This is a genomic window from Sphingopyxis sp. GW821-FHT02C12 (assembly GCF_059421785.1).
This window is the reverse complement of the sequence record NZ_JBWKVQ010000001.1, coordinates 3,178,073-3,193,620: the sequence shown is the minus strand read 5'-3', so window position 1 is coordinate 3,193,620 and position 15,548 is coordinate 3,178,073. Positions and strand designations below refer to the sequence as shown.

The window sequence follows — 15,548 nt, the reverse complement described above, 5'->3', positions numbered from 1 at the left end:
TGCGCCTCGCGGCCGATGTCGAGCGCCTGCCAATGGACATTCTGGGCGCGGCGCAGGCTGAAGTGCAGCATGCCCGCCGCGACCGTCGCATTGGTCAGCTTGTCGATCAGGATGAACCCGCCGAGCGTGCGGTTGTCGCCATAGGCCTCGAACACCAGCGGCTTGTCGGTCGCGACCTCGACGACCCCGATGCCGTTGAGCTCGAGCGTCTTCGCCGCGAGATGGTCGAGGGTGTTGACGTTGATCTCATACTTCGGCGCCTGCACCGTCGCCGACACATTCTGCGTCGCGAGCTTGAGCCAATAGGCGCGGCCCGCGATCATCGCTTCGTCGGCCATCCAGACGAGCGTCGCCTCGAAGCGGTCGGCGACCTCGGGCGGCGCGTCGGCGAGCGCGATGACGTCGCCGCGCGAGCAGTCGACCTCGTCGGCGAGGGTCAGCGTCACCGACTGGCCGGCGACCGCTTCGGGCAAGTCACCGTCGAGCGTGACGATGCGGGCGACGGTGCTGGTCTTGCCGCTTGGCAGGATGCGCACCGCATCGCCGGGCTTGACCGAGCCGCCCGCGATGAGGCCGGAGAAGCCGCGGAAGTCGAGGTTCGGGCGGTTGACCCATTGCACCGGCATGCGGAACGGCGTCTCGACATCGCGCTGCGCGGCGACCTCGACGCTCTCGAGATGCTCGACCAGCGCCGGCCCCTTGTACCAGGGGGTGTTGTCCGACAGGCCGGTGATATTGTCGCCCTTGAACCCCGAGATCGGGATCGCGGTAAAGTGGGTGATGCCGATCTCGGTCGCGAAGGCGCGGTACGAGAGCAGGATACGCTCGAACACCGCCTTGTCGTAATCGACGAGGTCCATCTTGTTCACCGCGAGCACGATATGGCGGATGCCGATCAGGTGCGCGAGGAAGCTGTGGCGCCGGGTCTGGGTCAGCACGCCCTTGCGCGCGTCGATCAGGATCACCGCGAGGTCGGCGGTCGAGGCGCCGGTGACCATGTTGCGGGTATATTGCTCGTGCCCCGGGGTGTCGGCGACGATGAACTTGCGCTTCTCGGTGGTGAAGAAGCGGTAAGCGACGTCGATCGTGATCCCCTGCTCGCGCTCGGCGGCGAGGCCGTCGACGAGGAGGGCGAAGTCGATCTCGCCGCCCTGGGTGCCGACGCGCTTGCTGTCGGCCTCGAGCGCGGCGAGCTGATCCTCGAAGATCATCTTGCTGTCGTAGAGCAGCCGCCCGATCAGCGTCGACTTGCCGTCGTCGACCGAGCCGCAGGTGATGAAGCGCAGCAGCGACTTTTGCTGATGCTGCGCGAGATAAGCGTCGATATCCTCGGCGATCAGCGCGTCGGTGACGTAGATGGGGTCGGTAGATGTTTTGGTCATATGGCCTTACTCGTCGCCCCCGCGAAGGCGGGGGCCGTTGGCGTGGGGGCTCCGCCGCTGGCGACCCCCGCCTTCGCGGGGGTTGACCCTTCGTCAATCTGAAGATTGACGCGGCGGGTCAAAAATACCCCTCCTGCTTCTTCTTCTCCATGCTGGCGTCGCCGCCATCCTTGTCGATCGCGCGGCCCTGCCGTTCCGACGTCGTCGTCAGCAGCATCTCCTGGATCACTTCGCTCAAGGTCGCCGCCTCGCTCTCGACCGCGCCGGTCAGCGGGTAGCAGCCGAGCGTGCGGAAGCGGATCGAGCGCTCAACCGGGACTTCGCCCTCGCGGAGCGGGAAGCGGTCGTCGTCGACCATGAGGAGGAGCCCGTCGCGCTCCACCGTCGGGCGCGGCGCCGCGAAGTAGAGCGGCACGATCGGGATCGCCTCGCGGGCGATATATTGCCAGATGTCGAGCTCGGTCCAGTTCGAGATCGGGAACACCCGGATGCTCTCGCCCTTGGCTTTGCGGGCATTGTAGAGGTTCCACAGCTCGGGGCGCTGCTTCTTGGGATCCCAGCCGTGGCTCGCGGTGCGGAACGAGAAGATGCGCTCCTTGGCGCGGCTCTTCTCCTCGTCGCGGCGCGCGCCGCCAAAGGCGACGTCGAAGCCATGCAAATCGAGCGCCTGCTTCAGCCCCTCGGTCTTCCACATGTCGGTGTGCAGCGGCCCATGGTCGAACGGGTTGATCCCGCGCGCCTTCGCCTCGGGGTTTTGATAGACGAGCAGTTCCATGCCGCTCTCGGCCGCCATCCGGTCGCGCAACTCGTACATCGCCTGAAACTTCCACGTCGTATCGACGTGGAGCAGCGGGAACGGCGGCGGCGACGGGTAAAACGCCTTGCGCGCCAGATGCAGCATCACCGCGCTGTCCTTGCCCACCGAATACAGCATCACCGGTGCCGCCGCATCCGCCAGCACCTCCCGCATGATGTGAATCGCCTCCGACTCCAGGCGGTCGAGATGGGTCAGGTTCGATGGACTTTGCGGCGTGGGAGACGACAAGCTCCGGTTCCTCTTTATTCGATGGCGCTGGATCGGCGACATACGCGCCTATCCGGCGTAGACTATTCCCAAATGGGAGCCACGCGGACGACCGTCCGCGCCGATCGCCCCTAGCCACTCGGCCCGCCGAGAGGCAAGCAGTATGGGCTTTGCGGCAAAATAGTCTGGCTTGTGCATCCCCTTCTGTTTGCGGCACCTTCCTGCTAGTCGCAACAACAAGCAGATAGAGGAACATATGCGCGCCACCCCCGATTTCGATTTCGCGCTCGGTGACAATGCCGAGATGATCCGCGAGAGCGCCGCGCGCTTCGCCGACGACAAGATCGCGCCGCTCGCGGCCAGGGCCGATGCCGAGGACTGGTTCCCGCGCGACGAACTGTGGACCGCGATGGGCGACCTCGGCCTGCACGGCATCACCGTCGAGGAAGACTATGGCGGGCTGGGGCTCGGCTATCTCGAACATGTCATCGCGGTCGAGGAAGTCAGCCGCGCATCGGGCGCGATCGGTCTCAGCTATGGCGCGCATTCGAACCTGTGCGTCAACCAGATCCGCCGCTGGGGCAATGCCGAACAAAAGGCGAAATACCTCCCCAAGCTGATCTCGGGCGAGCATGTCGGCAGCCTTGCGATGTCCGAAGCCGGCGCCGGCAGCGACGTCGTGTCGATGAAGCTCAAGGCCGAGCGGAAGGGCAGCGGCTATGTCCTCAACGGCACCAAATTCTGGATCACCAACGCGACCTGTGCCGACACATTGGTCGTCTATGCCAAGACCAGCCCCGAGGCGGGATCGCGCGGGATCACCGCCTTCCTGATCGAAAAGGACATGCCCGGATTTTCGATCGGCCAGAAGATCGACAAGGTCGGCATGCGCGGCTCGCCGACCGCCGAACTGGTGTTCGACGATTGCGAAGTGAGCGAAGAGCAGGTGATCGGCCCCGAAAATGGCGGCGTCGGTGTGCTGATGTCGGGGCTCGATTATGAACGCGTTGTGCTCGCGGGACTTCAGCTCGGCATCATGCAGGCGTGCCTCGACACCGTGATTCCCTATGTGCGCGAGCGCAAGCAGTTCGGCAAGCCGATCGGATCGTTCCAGCTGATGCAGGCGAAGGTCGCCGACATGTATGTGATGCTCCAGTCGGCGCGCTCCTATGTCTACAACGTCGCCAAGGCCTGCGACGCCGGCCAGACGACGCGCTTCGACGCCGCGGGCTGCATTTTGCTGGCGAGCGAGAATGCGGTGAAGGTCGCCGGCGAAGCGATCCAGGCACTGGGCGGCGCGGGCTACACCAAGGACTGGCCGGTCGAACGCTATTGGCGCGACGCCAAGCTGCTCGACATCGGCGCCGGAACGAACGAAATTCGCCGTATGTTGATCGGCCGGGAGCTTATTGGAGCGGGCTGAGACCAGCCGAAGGGGGGCTAAATGAGGGGTATTGGCGGCGGGATACGCGGCGCGTGAACTGGCTATGGCTTGCCGCCGCGGCGATGGTCGTATCGGCCCTCACCCATTCGATCCTGGGCGAAAAGCGGCTGATCCAGCCGCTGCTGCGCATCAAGCGCGGAATCCTGCTCGCCGACCTGCCGCGCAAGGTCTTTCGCTTCGCGTGGCACGCGATGGCGGTGCTGATGCTGCTGTCGGCGGCGACGGTCGCCTGGCCGGGCACCCCGCGCGGGCTGATTATCGTCCTCGGCGTCGGCTGGCTGGGAACCGGCCTCGTCAATGCGGCTTGTACCGGTGGACGGCACATCATCTGGCCCTTTCTGGCCGGATCGGGGGTGCTGGCGTTGATCGGAGCATGGGCTTGAACGACACGCTGCTGACCGCGATGCAATATTATGGCGCCGGCGCGGCGACGCTGGCGGCGCTCGTCGTCTCGCTCAACCTCGGCCGACGCTGGACCGGCTGGGCGTTCGTGGTGTTCGTGACGAGCAGCATCGCGCTGGTCGCGTGGGGCTTTCTGCAACCCGACAGCGAGGGCATCGGGTGGCAGAATATCGCGCTGCTGATCATCAACGCGATTGGGGTCTATCGTTATCTGATCCTGAAGGAAAAGCCGGGCGGGCAGCCCGCCCAAGAAGAGTAGCGCCAAAGATCCTCCCCACGCGAAGCGATGGGGAGGATCTTTTGGGCCGCTCCAGACTGTCGAGGTATTTTACCCCCAAACCCGCACGCGCTTGTCGGGCGCCAGATACAGCTTGTCGCCTTCCTTCACGTCGAACGCCTTGTACCAGGCGTCGAGGTTGCGGACCGTCAGCGCGCGGTACATGCCCGGCGCATGGCCATCGGTCGCGACGCGCGCGCGCAGCGCCTCGTCGCGCATCTTGGTCGCCCAGGTCTGCGCATAGGCGATGAAGAACCGCTGGTCGCCGGTGAAGCCGTCGATCACCGGCGCCTCCTTGCCGTTCAACGAGGCGCGATAGGCGTCATAGGCGGCCTGCAAGCCCGCGACGTCGGCGATATTTTCACCCAGCGTCAGCTTGCCGTTGATCGCGAGGTCGGGGAACGGTTTGTAGGTGTCGAACTGCGCCGCGAGCGCCGCGCCCGCTGCGTTGAACTTGGCGAGATCGGCCGGGGTCCACCAGTTGCGCAGCGCGCCGGTGGAGTCAAACGCGGCGCCATTGTTGTCGAAGCTGTGGCTGATCTCATGACCGATCACCGCGCCGATCGCGCCATAATTATAGGCGGGGTCGGCCTTGGGGTTGAAGAAGGGCGGCTGCAGGATCGCGGCGGGGAAGTTCAGCGCATTCTGGACCGGCAGGTTCACGGCGTTGACCGTCTGCGGCACCATCCACCATTCGGCCTTGTCCATCGGCTTGCCGATCTTGGCGAACTGGTGCGCGGTCTCGGCCTTTTCGCCCGCGACGACATTGGCATAGGCATCGTTGCCGACCGTGTAGCTGCCATAGTCGCGCCACGTGTCGGGATAACCGACGCCGACGACGATCGTCTCGACCTTCTTGATCGCTTCCTTCTTGGTGTCGGGCGCCATCCAGTCGATGCCCTCGACCCGCTTGGCAAAGGCACCTTTGATATTGCTCACCATGTCGCCGACTTCGGCCTTGGCCGAGGCGGGGAAATATTTGTCGGCATAGGCCTTGCCGACCGCATCGCCGAGATAGGTGTCGAGCGCGTCGAGCGCGCGCTTGTCACGCGCACGCTGCTGCGGCGTGCCCGCCAGCGTCGTGCCGTAAAAGGCGAAATGGACGTTGTCGACCGCGGTCGGCAGCACGTCGCTGTGCGTGTTGATCTGGTGGAAGACCAGCCAGTCTTTCCACGCGTCGAGCGGTTCGGATGCGACGAGCGCGGACAGGCCGGTGATCGCCGCCGCGTGATAGGCGCCGAACTTGCTCGCGCCGTCCAGTCCGGCACCCGCCAGATAGGCCGACCAGTCGATGCCGGGGGCCTTTTTCGCGAAATCGGCCTTGCTCCACACGCCCGACGATTTGGCGAAATCCTCGCTGTCTTCGCGCGACACATGCGCCTTCGCGATCTTGACCTCGAGATCGTAGATGCGCTTCGCCTTCGCAGCGGCATCGGCCTGCCCCGCGGCGGTCAGCAGACTGGCGATATAGGCCTGATATTGGTCACGGATCTTCGCCATCTTGGGATCGGCGGACAGATAATATTCGCGCTCGGGCAAACCCAGCCCGCCTTGCAGCACATAGGGAATGACGTCGCCGGGCGTGGCGAGTCCCTGCGTCACGAAAATGCCGAACAGGTTTTCGGTGTTGAAGTCGGTGGCGTTCAGCGGGTCGACGTCGGCGCGCGTCTGTTCGCCCAGTATCTTCGACAGCGCCGCCTTGTCGGCGATCGCATCGAAGCGCGCGATGTCGGCCGCCACCGGCTTCATGCCCGCGGCATCGATCGCCTTGGTATCGACATAGGCGCGATAAAAGGCCGCGATGCGCGAATTGTTGCTGTCCGCCCCAGGCGCGCCCTTGACGATCGCATCGACCAATTCGCGGTTGCGCTTTTCGGTTTCGAGCTGCGCCACATAGAAAGCGCCGATGTTCGACCGGTCGGCGGGAATCTCGGTGGTCTTCGCCCAATTGCCGTTGGCATAAGCGAAGAAATCGTCGCCCGGCTTGGCGGCGGTGTCCATCGCCGCCTTGTTGATGCCGAGTTCGGTGCCGACGGTATAGGCGGCGCTGCTTGCCTCCTTGCCGCTGGTGCAGGCAACGGGGCCACCGAGGATCGCCGCGGTGGACAGCAGGATGGCGAGGATGGGATGCTTCATGGGGGGAAGGACCTTGTCTGTTTCAAAAATATGCCGAAGCGATACGCCTGTGTGCCGATGGTTTCAACGCCAACCGATTTCGGCGTGCGGCGCTTTCCAATCGACGAGCGACCGGCTAACTCCGCCCTTCTGAACGGGAGAGTAATGGACGTGAGCGCACCGGTCCTCGGAACCATGATCAACGCCGATAGCGAAGCCTATCGCGCCAATGCCGCACACAATATCGCGCTGCGGGAGGAACTGCGAGCACGCGTTGCCGAAGCCGGGCTGGGCGGCAATGAAAAGTCGCGCGAGCGCCACACCAGCCGCGGCAAACTACTGCCGCGCGAGCGCGTCGAGCGGCTGCTCGATCCGGGCTCGCCCTTCCTCGAAATCGGCCAGCTGGCCGCGAACGACCTTTACGACGGCGAAGTGCCCGGCGCGGGGCTGATCTGCGGCATCGGCCGCGTGTCGGGGCGCCAGTGCATGATCGTGTGCAACGATGCCACCGTGAAGGGCGGCACTTACTATCCGCTGACCGTGAAGAAGCATCTTCGCGCGCAGGAAATTGCCGAGGCGAACCGCCTGCCCTGCATCTATCTCGTCGACAGCGGCGGCGCGAACCTGCCGCATCAGGATCAGGTGTTTCCCGACCGCGACCATTTCGGGCGCATCTTCTTTAACCAGGCGAATATGTCGGCGAAGCGCATCCCGCAGATCGCCTGCGTGATGGGCAGTTGCACCGCGGGCGGCGCCTATGTCCCGGCGATGAGCGACGAGACGGTGATCGTCCGCAACCAGGGCACGATCTTCCTCGCCGGCCCGCCGCTGGTGAAGGCGGCGACGGGCGAGGAAATCAGCGCCGAGGACCTCGGCGGCGGCGATTTGCACGCGAAGAAATCGGGGGTCGTCGACCATCTCGCCGAGAATGACGAACATGCGCTGACGATCGTCCGCGACATCGTCAGCCATTTGGGAACCGACGCGGGCTTCGACGTCGCGATCAAGGACCCGCGCCCGCCCAAATATGACGGCGAGGAGCTCTACGGCATCGTACCGCAGGACGTGCGCGCGCCCTATGACGTGCACGAGGTGATCGCGCGCATCGTCGACGCCAGCGAGTTCCACGAATTCAAGGCTAATTACGGCAGTACGCTCGTCTGCGGCTTCGCGCATATCTGGGGCATCCCGGTCGCGATCCTTGCCAACAACGGCGTGTTGTTCAGCGAGTCCGCGGTCAAGGGCGCGCATTTCATCGAACTCGCGCAGCAGCGGCGCATACCCCTGCTCTTCCTGCAGAACATCAGCGGTTTCATGGTCGGTGGGAAGTATGAAGCCGAAGGCATTGCGAAACATGGCGCCAAGCTGGTGACGGCGGTCGCGACCGCAACGGTGCCGAAGATCACCGTACTGATCGGCGGCAGCTTTGGCGCGGGCAATTACGGCATGTGCGGGCGCGCTTACTCGCCGCGCTTCCTGTTCACCTGGCCCAATGCGCGGATTTCGGTGATGGGCGGCGAGCAGGCCGCGTCGGTGCTGGCGACGGTGCACCGCGATGCGGAGAAATGGACGCCCGAGGAGGCCGAAGCCTTCAAGGCGCCGATCCGGCAGAAATATGAGGATGAGGGCAATCCGTACCACGCGACCGCGCGGTTGTGGGATGATGGGATCATCGACCCGGCGCAGACGCGCGACGTGCTGGGGCTGGCCTTTGCCGCGACGCTGAACGCGCCGGTCGAGGAGCGCGGGTTTGGGGTGTTCAGGATGTAACGTCGAATTTTGTTGGCGAAAGGAGATCTGGCATGGGCATAACGAGCTATCCCCTTCCAAATGGGTCAGTTTCAATTGAAACCAAAGAAGCGGATCTTGTTGATCAGCTTGTAGACATCCCCGCACGGGTAAGCGTGGCCGTTCAAGGTTGCGTCGGTCAAAACGAGGCAAGGGAACCCGTAACGATTACGAGTTCGCGTGTTACGATATTCACTCAACGGTCGCCAGAGGGCCTACCGCCAGGGACAATCATAACATGGCTTCAACCAATCGGGGATGGTAATTTTCAAACACTTACGGGTGACGGGACGTTCGCCGTTCCGCCGGGAAAATACACTCATCGGGTAGGCGGAATATCGGTCACCTGCACGGATCAACACCCAGCCTTATTTATCAGCAGTACAATGACTTATTCGTAGAGGCCATATGATCCAATCCCTCCTCATCGCCAATCGCGGCGAGATCGCCTGCCGTATCATCCGCACCGCGCGCGAGATGGGCATAAGGACCGTCGCGGTCTATTCGGACGCCGACGCCAAGGCGCTGCATGTGCGCGAGGCCGATGAGGCGGTGCATATCGGGCCTTCACCGGCGCGCGAGAGCTATCTGATCGGCGAAAAGATCATCGCCGCCGCCAAGGCGACCGCGGCCGAGGCGATCCATCCGGGTTATGGCTTTCTCTCGGAGAACGCCGAATTCGCGCAAGCGGTGGCCGATGCGGGGCTCGTCTGGGTCGGACCCAAGCCTTCGTCGATCACCGCGATGGGCCTCAAGGACGCGGCCAAGAAGCTGATGGCCGAGGCCGGGGTGCCGGTGACGCCGGGCTATATGGGCGAGAATCAGGACCCCGCCTTCCTCGCCGAGCAAGCGGCCGACATCGGCTATCCGGTGCTGATCAAGGCGGTTGCGGGCGGCGGCGGCAAGGGGATGCGCAAGGTCGATGCCGCGGCGGACTTCGCCGATGCGCTCGCCTCGTGCCAGCGCGAGGCGGCGGCGTCGTTCGGCAATGACCATGTGCTGATCGAAAAATATATCCTGACCCCGCGCCATATCGAGGTGCAGGTGTTCGGCGACACGCACGGCAATGTCGTCCACCTGTTCGAGCGCGACTGTTCGCTGCAACGCCGCCACCAGAAGGTGGTCGAAGAAGCCCCCGCCCCCGGCATGGACGACGCTACGCGCGCTGAACTCTGCGCCGCCGCGGTGCGCGCGGCGAAGGCGGTCGACTATGTCGGCGCCGGCACGATCGAGTTCATCGCCGACGCCTCGGAAGGCCTGCGCGCCGACCGCATCTGGTTCATGGAAATGAACACGCGGCTGCAGGTCGAGCATCCGGTGACCGAGGAGATCACCGGCGTCGACCTCGTCGAATGGCAGCTCCGCGTCGCGTCGGGCGAACCGATCCCGCTGACGCAGGACGAGCTGGCGATCAACGGCTGGGCGATGGAAGCGCGGCTCTATGCCGAGGATCCGGCGAAAGGCTTCCTGCCCTCGATCGGCACGCTCGAACTGTTCCAGCTCCCCGAGCATAGCGGCCGCGTCGACACCGGCGTCTATGAAGGTGCCGAGGTCTCGCCCTTCTACGATCCGATGATCGCCAAGGTCATCGCCTGGGGCGAAGACCGCGAGGAAGCGCGCGAATTGCTGTCCGAGATGCTGGAGGACAGCGCGATCTGGCCAGTGAAGACCAATTCGGCCTTCCTGATCAACGCGCTCGACCACCCCGACTTCGTCGCGGGCAGCGTCGATACCGGGCTGATCGGCCGCGACGGCGACAGCATGACCGCCGAGCCCGAGCCGTCGGCGCAGGCGCTGACCAACGCCGCGATGGCGATGACGCCGCGTGTCCTGCAGGCGGGTTTCCGCCTCAACGCGCCCGATGTGCGCAGCGCGCCCTTCCTGCTCGACGGCAAGCGCGTCGAGGTGATGCTCCACGGCCCCGGCGCCGAAGAACCCGCCCCCGCGATGCTCGTCGCCGAAGCGGGATCGGTGTGGCAGCTCACCCCCTGGCGCGCGGCGGGCGGCACAGGCGGGGCCGCAGGCGACGGCGCGATCCTGTCGCCGATGCCTGGCAAGATCATCGCGGTGGAGGTCGCCGCGGGCGACACGGTGACCAAGGGCCAGAAACTGCTGACGCTCGAAGCGATGAAGATGGAGCACAGCCTGACCGCGCCCTTCGACGGGGTGGTCGCCGAACTCAATGCGGTGGCCGGCGCGCAAGTGCAGGTCGAAGCGCTGCTGGTGCGGATCGAGAAGGAAGAAGGCTGATGGCCGGCAAATATTTCGACGAATGGGCGATCGGCGATACGCTGGCGCATGACATCCGCCGCACGGTGACCGAGACCGACAATCTGCTGTTCACGGTGATGACGCACAATCCGCAGCCGCTGCACCTCGACGTCGAGGCGGCGAAGGCGTCGGAATTCGGCCAGATCCTCGTCAACGGCACCTTCACCTTCAGCCTGATGGTCGGGCTGTCGGTCAGCGATACGACGCTCGGCACGCTGGTCGCCAATCTCGGTTACGACAAGCTCGTCATGCCCAAGCCGGTGTTCATCGGCGACACGCTTCGCGCCGAATCCGAGGTCGTTGGTCTCAAGGAGTCCAAATCGCGGCCGAATGCGGGTATCGTGACCTTCCTGCACCGCGCGATCAACCAGCGCGACGAAATCGTCTGCCAGTGCGAACGCTCCGCGCTGATCAAGAAGAAGAACTGATTTTTCCGTTCGGTTCGAGCGAAGTCGAGAACCGTTTGCCCTTCGCGCGTCTCGACTTCGCTCGACACGAACGGCATAGGTGATGGCATGAGACTCCGCTCACTCCTCTTCGTCCCCGGCGACCGGCCCGAACGCTTCGCCAAGGCCGCCGCCTCGGGCGCCGACGCGATCATCCTCGACCTTGAGGATTCGGTGTCGCTCGCGAACAAGGATGCCGCCCGCCACGCGATCGCCGACTATTTGGCGGGCACCCGCGAGGTGATCACCTTGGTGCGCGTCAATCCGCTCGACGGCCATCTGACCGCCGCCGACGTCGCCGCGATCATCGCCGCGCGCCCCGACGCGATCATGCTACCCAAGGCCGAAGGCGCCCCCAGCATCCAGCAACTCGACACCATCATGCGCAGCGAGTCGGCAAGCGACGCGTCGCTACCAGCGATCCTGCCGATCGCCACCGAAACCCCGGCCGCCCTCTTCACCCTCGGCAGCTACCGCGAAGTGAAGGATCGGCTCGTCGGACTGACCTGGGGCGCCGAGGACCTGCCCGCCGCGATCGGCGCCACAACGAGCCGCGAAGCCGACGGCAGCTATACCGCGCCCTATGACGTCGCCCGCGCCATGACGCTCTTTGCCGCGCACGCCGCGGGCACCGCCGCGATCGACACGGTCTTTCCCGCGATCAAGGACGAGGCCGGCCTCGCCGCCTATGCCGCCCGCGCGCGGCGCGACGGTTTCACCGGCATGATGGCGATCCATCCGTCGCAGGTCGGCCCGATCAACGCCGCCTTCACCCCCGCCGCCGACGAGGTCGCGCGGGCTCAGGCGATCGTCGATGCCTTTGCCGCCAACCCCGACGTCGGGGTGCTGCAGGTCGACGGCAAGATGGTCGACGCGCCGCACCTGAAACAGGCGCGGCATATCCTGTCGCTGGCGGACTAAAGAACTTCGCACCCAATCTCCATTGGTGTCGAGCGAAGTCGAGACACCCTGAAGGCGGGGGTTTCCCAAGCGTGTCTCGACTTCGCTCGACACAAACGGGAATTTAGGCCGGCTTTCGCCCGAACGGCCGGTGCCGCCTGATCCAGGCCTTGCCCTTGTGCCAGTTCTTGCGCATCCCGCGCTCGGGGATCGCATCGAACATCGCGTCGGGGCTTTCGGGGTCGAGCAGTTCATGCTCGGCGATATATTGGTCGAACGGCCCCGGTTTGGTCAGGTCGAGCAGTTCGAGCGTCCGCCCTTCGCTCCCGCGTAACGCCTCGATCGCCGCAACCAGCGACCCGCTGCCTTCGAACGCGCGGCCGACCTCGCTCGGCTCGACCCCCAGATGCTCGGCGATCAGCGACTCGCGCAGCCGGCGGATCGTCGGCTCAACCCCGGTGTTCGCCGCCAACGCGGCATCGATCGTCACATCGCATTCGCTGTCGAGCCCCATCGAGCGGTTGTTCATGTTCGCCGACCCGACACGGATCATCCGGTCGTCGACGATCGCGGTCTTGGCATGGACATAGATGGCCTCGCCCCCCTCGGTATGCGGGACATAGACGCGCAGCCGGTCGCCATGCTTCGCCTTCGCGATTTCGCGCACCAGCTGCACGCGCGCGGCGTCCATCGCCATCTGCTCGAGCCAGCCGTCAGCCTGCTTCGGCATCACCAGCACGAATTCGGGCGGATCGTCCTCGTTGAGCCGCTCGGCGATCGCGGCAGCGATCTTGGCGCTCGTGAAATATTGATTTTCGAAATAGATGAAGCGCTGCGCCGCCGCGATCATGTCGAGATAGAGCTGCTCGATCTCGCGGATTTCCTCATAGCCGTCATATTCGGCGCGGGTGCGCGAAATGGCGACATCGACCCCGAAGAAGTCGGCCTCGAGCGCTTCGGGCCAATTCTCCCCGTCGCCCTTCACCTCGCGCAACGGCTTCTTGGTCGCGCGCTGCCACCGCTCGTTGCCCAGTTCGGCCAGCGCATTGCCGACCGGCCCGGCGAGGATCATCGTCGAATCATGCCAGGGCATATAGGATTTATCGTCGGGATCGGTGCGGCGCGGATCTTCGTCGGAGTGGTCGCGCGTATCCCAGCGGCGCGCGGCGACGTCGATGCCGCCGCATACCGCCAGATGGTCGTCGAACACCGCGACCTTCTGGTGATGGCTACACCCGAACGGGTGCGCGCTGTCCATGCGAAAGCTGATCGAGCGCGTCAGTTTCCAGCGCGCGATCATCGTCACGATGGCGGGCGACAGATATTGCTTCAGTCCGCCGAAATTCCATCGGAGGATGTCGATGTCGCGATCGGGGGCATCATGCGCCAGCCGCAGCAGATAGTGGCCGAGCGCCTCGCCCTCGCCCTTCTCGTCGGGGCATAGGGCGATGCGCGGATCGAAGTCCCAGCCGATCAGCAGGATGCGTTCCTTCGCACCCGCCATCAACTCTTTGAGCAGCGCATAATAATCGGCGGCATCGACGATCATCCGCGCCTTGTCGGCGCGTTCGATCCGCCAGCAATTGCGGCCTTCGACAACGATCGGGGAAAGCGCGCCCTCGCTCATGGTCGCTGAGACGCACCGCAACCGCTTTGGTTGCCCCGACCTGCAAAGACGCCATCAGGCAGCGTGGAACTGCTCCGGCGTCAGCGCCATCATCGCCTCGCTGCCCGCCTCGATCTTGCGGCGCAGCGCGCCCGCGTCGGGCATGAAGCGTTCGGCGAAGTGACGCGCGGTGACCAGCTTGGCCTCCATGAACGCCTTGTTGCCGCGCCCCTCGACCAGCGCCTTTTGCGCTGCTTCGGCCATCATCAGCCACATCGACCCGAGCGCGACGATACCCATGATGTGCATATAATGATGCGCGCCGGCGCCGACATTGTTCGGGTTGGCCATGCCGTTCGCCATGAACCACATCGTCGCGGCCTTGAGTTCGCCATTGGCCTTTTCAAGGCGTTCGGCGAAATCGGCGAGCTCGGGCACGTCCTTCGCCCGCGCGCATTCGCCGTCGACCACCGCGAACAGCGCCTGCACCGCACGCCCGCCGTTCTGCGCCAGCTTGCGCCCGACCAGGTCCATCGCCTGCACGCCGTTGGCGCCTTCGTAGATCATCGTGATGCGGGCATCGCGGACATATTGCGACATGCCCGTTTCCTCGATGTAGCCGTGCCCGCCGAATACCTGCTGCGCGTTTGTCGCGACCTCATAGCCCTTGTCGGTGCCATAGCCCTTGATCACGGGGGTGAGCAGGCTGACGAGGTCGTCGGCCTGTTGGCGTTCCGCCTCGGTCTCGGCGACATGCGCCAGATCGACCTGGAGCGCGCCCCACAGGCACAGCGCCCGCAGCCCCTCGACCGTCGCCTTGCCGTCCATCAGCATGCGGCGCACATCGGGGTGGACGAACAGCGGATCGGCCTTTTCCTGCGGGTCCTGCGGGCCGGTGAGCGCGCGGCCCTGGCGACGGTCCTGCGCATATTGCACCGCGTTCTGGAACGCGATCTCGGCCTGCCCCAGCCCCTGGATGCCGACGCCGAGCCGCGCGGCGTTCATCATCACGAACATCGCAGCGAGCCCCTTATTCTCCTCGCCGACCATCCAGCCGGTCGCGCCGTCGTAATTCATCACGCAGGTCGAATTGGCGTGGATGCCCATCTTGTGCTCGATCGACCCGCACAGCAGCGTGTTATGATCGCCCAGCGAGCCGTCGTCTTTGACCAGATATTTGGGCACGATGAACAGCGAAATGCCCTTGACGCTGTCGGGCGCATCGGGGGTCTTCGCCAGCACGAGGTGGATGATATTGTCGGTCAGGTCGTGCTCGCCCGACGAGATGAAGATCTTGGTGCCGGTGATCGCATGGCTGCCGTCGCCATTGGGCACCGCGCGGGTGCGGATCAGGCCGAGGTCGGTGCCGCAGTGCGGCTCGGTCAGGTTCATCGTCCCGCCCCACTCGCCGGAAATCATCCTGGGGACATAGATGGCCTTCTGCTCGTCCGATCCCTTGACGAGGATCGCGGCGACCGCGGCCTGGGTCAGACCGGGGTACATAGCGAACGCCTGATTGGCCGCCATGCGATATTCCTCGACCGGGAAACCAACGACGTGCGGCAGTCCCTGTCCGCCGAACTCTTCGGGCTGGGTCAGCAGCGTCCAGCCGGCGTCGCAATAGGCCTTATACGCCTCCTTGAAACCCGCCGGGGTGGTGACGCTGCCGTCTTCGTGGCGCGTACAGCCTTCAAGGTCGCCCGACAGGTTGATCGGGAACAGCACCTCTTCGCAGAACTTGCCCGCCTCGGTCAGCACCGCCTCGACCATGTCGGGGCTCGCATTGGCAAAGCCCGGCAAATTGGCGTAGCGCTCGATCCCGAGCACTTCGTTGATCAGGAACAGCGTGTCTTGGACGGGGGCGCGATAGACGGGCATGCGAATTCTCTCTGC

12 protein-coding genes are annotated in these 15,548 nt (G+C 64.8%); 7 read left to right on the top strand and 5 right to left on the bottom strand.

Annotation, left to right across the window (positions count from 1 at the left end):
• A partial coding sequence (cysN, locus tag AC07U1_RS15200) for a sulfate adenylyltransferase subunit CysN (RefSeq protein ID WP_495175914.1) occupies positions 1–1,382 on the bottom strand: 1,382 nt, incomplete at its 3' end.
• Positions 1,383–1,500: 118 nt separating this feature from the next.
• Positions 1,501–2,427, bottom strand: coding sequence for a sulfate adenylyltransferase subunit CysD (gene cysD / locus AC07U1_RS15195; RefSeq protein WP_495175915.1), 927 nt, complete (start codon positions 2,425–2,427; stop codon positions 1,501–1,503).
• Positions 2,428–2,662: 235 nt separating this feature from the next.
• On the opposite strand from cysD, the gene AC07U1_RS15190 reads away from it, so the two are divergent.
• The 3 genes from AC07U1_RS15190 to AC07U1_RS15180 are packed head-to-tail and all read left to right on the top strand — an operon-like array spanning position 2,663 to position 4,511.
• A complete protein-coding gene (locus AC07U1_RS15190) occupies positions 2,663–3,829 on the top strand; it encodes an isovaleryl-CoA dehydrogenase (RefSeq protein ID WP_056347342.1) in 1,167 nt (388 codons plus the stop codon).
• A 53-nt stretch (positions 3,830–3,882) separates the two neighbouring features.
• Positions 3,883–4,233, top strand: a complete 351-nt coding sequence (locus AC07U1_RS15185; protein ID WP_495175916.1) for a hypothetical protein — start codon at positions 3,883–3,885, stop codon at positions 4,231–4,233.
• Positions 4,230–4,511: a hypothetical protein gene (locus AC07U1_RS15180; RefSeq protein ID WP_187141921.1), complete on the top strand. Its 282-nt coding sequence runs from the start codon at positions 4,230–4,232 to the stop codon at positions 4,509–4,511. The genes AC07U1_RS15185 and AC07U1_RS15180 overlap by 4 nt, the downstream gene beginning before the upstream one ends.
• 69 nt (positions 4,512–4,580) lie before the next feature.
• Here the strand turns inward: AC07U1_RS15180 and AC07U1_RS15175 are convergent, their stop codons facing one another.
• Complete coding sequence (locus AC07U1_RS15175) at positions 4,581–6,665, bottom strand: M13 family metallopeptidase (RefSeq protein ID WP_495175917.1); 2,085 nt, start codon at positions 6,663–6,665, stop codon at positions 4,581–4,583.
• Positions 6,666–6,815: 150 nt separating this feature from the next.
• Between AC07U1_RS15175 and AC07U1_RS15170 the strand changes: the two genes are divergently transcribed.
• The 4 genes from AC07U1_RS15170 to AC07U1_RS15155 all read left to right on the top strand — a co-directional run bounded on the left by AC07U1_RS15170 (position 6,816) and on the right by AC07U1_RS15155 (position 12,070).
• Positions 6,816–8,414 carry a carboxyl transferase domain-containing protein gene (locus AC07U1_RS15170; protein WP_495175918.1) on the top strand — a complete coding sequence of 533 codons (1,599 nt, stop codon included), beginning with the start codon at positions 6,816–6,818 and terminating at the stop codon, positions 8,412–8,414.
• A gap of 426 nt (positions 8,415–8,840) precedes the next feature.
• Positions 8,841–10,682, top strand: coding sequence for an acetyl/propionyl/methylcrotonyl-CoA carboxylase subunit alpha (locus tag AC07U1_RS15165; protein WP_495175919.1), 1,842 nt, complete (start codon positions 8,841–8,843; stop codon positions 10,680–10,682).
• Entirely contained in the window at positions 10,682–11,131 is a 450-nt protein-coding gene (locus AC07U1_RS15160) for a MaoC family dehydratase (RefSeq protein WP_495175920.1), read from the top strand. Before AC07U1_RS15165 ends, AC07U1_RS15160 begins: the two co-directional genes overlap by 1 nt.
• Positions 11,132–11,218: 87 nt before the next feature.
• Positions 11,219–12,070: an HpcH/HpaI aldolase/citrate lyase family protein gene (locus tag AC07U1_RS15155; protein WP_495175921.1), complete on the top strand. Its 852-nt coding sequence runs from the start codon at positions 11,219–11,221 to the stop codon at positions 12,068–12,070.
• 103 nt (positions 12,071–12,173) lie between these two features.
• Here AC07U1_RS15155 and AC07U1_RS15150 read toward each other — a convergent pair whose 3' ends face one another.
• Entirely contained in the window at positions 12,174–13,676 is a 1,503-nt protein-coding gene (locus AC07U1_RS15150) for a phospholipase D-like domain-containing protein (protein ID WP_187141928.1), read from the bottom strand.
• A gap of 54 nt (positions 13,677–13,730) precedes the next feature.
• Positions 13,731–15,533, bottom strand: coding sequence for an acyl-CoA dehydrogenase C-terminal domain-containing protein (locus AC07U1_RS15145; RefSeq protein WP_495175922.1), 1,803 nt, complete (start codon positions 15,531–15,533; stop codon positions 13,731–13,733).
• Between the last annotated feature and the right edge of the window lie 15 nt (positions 15,534–15,548).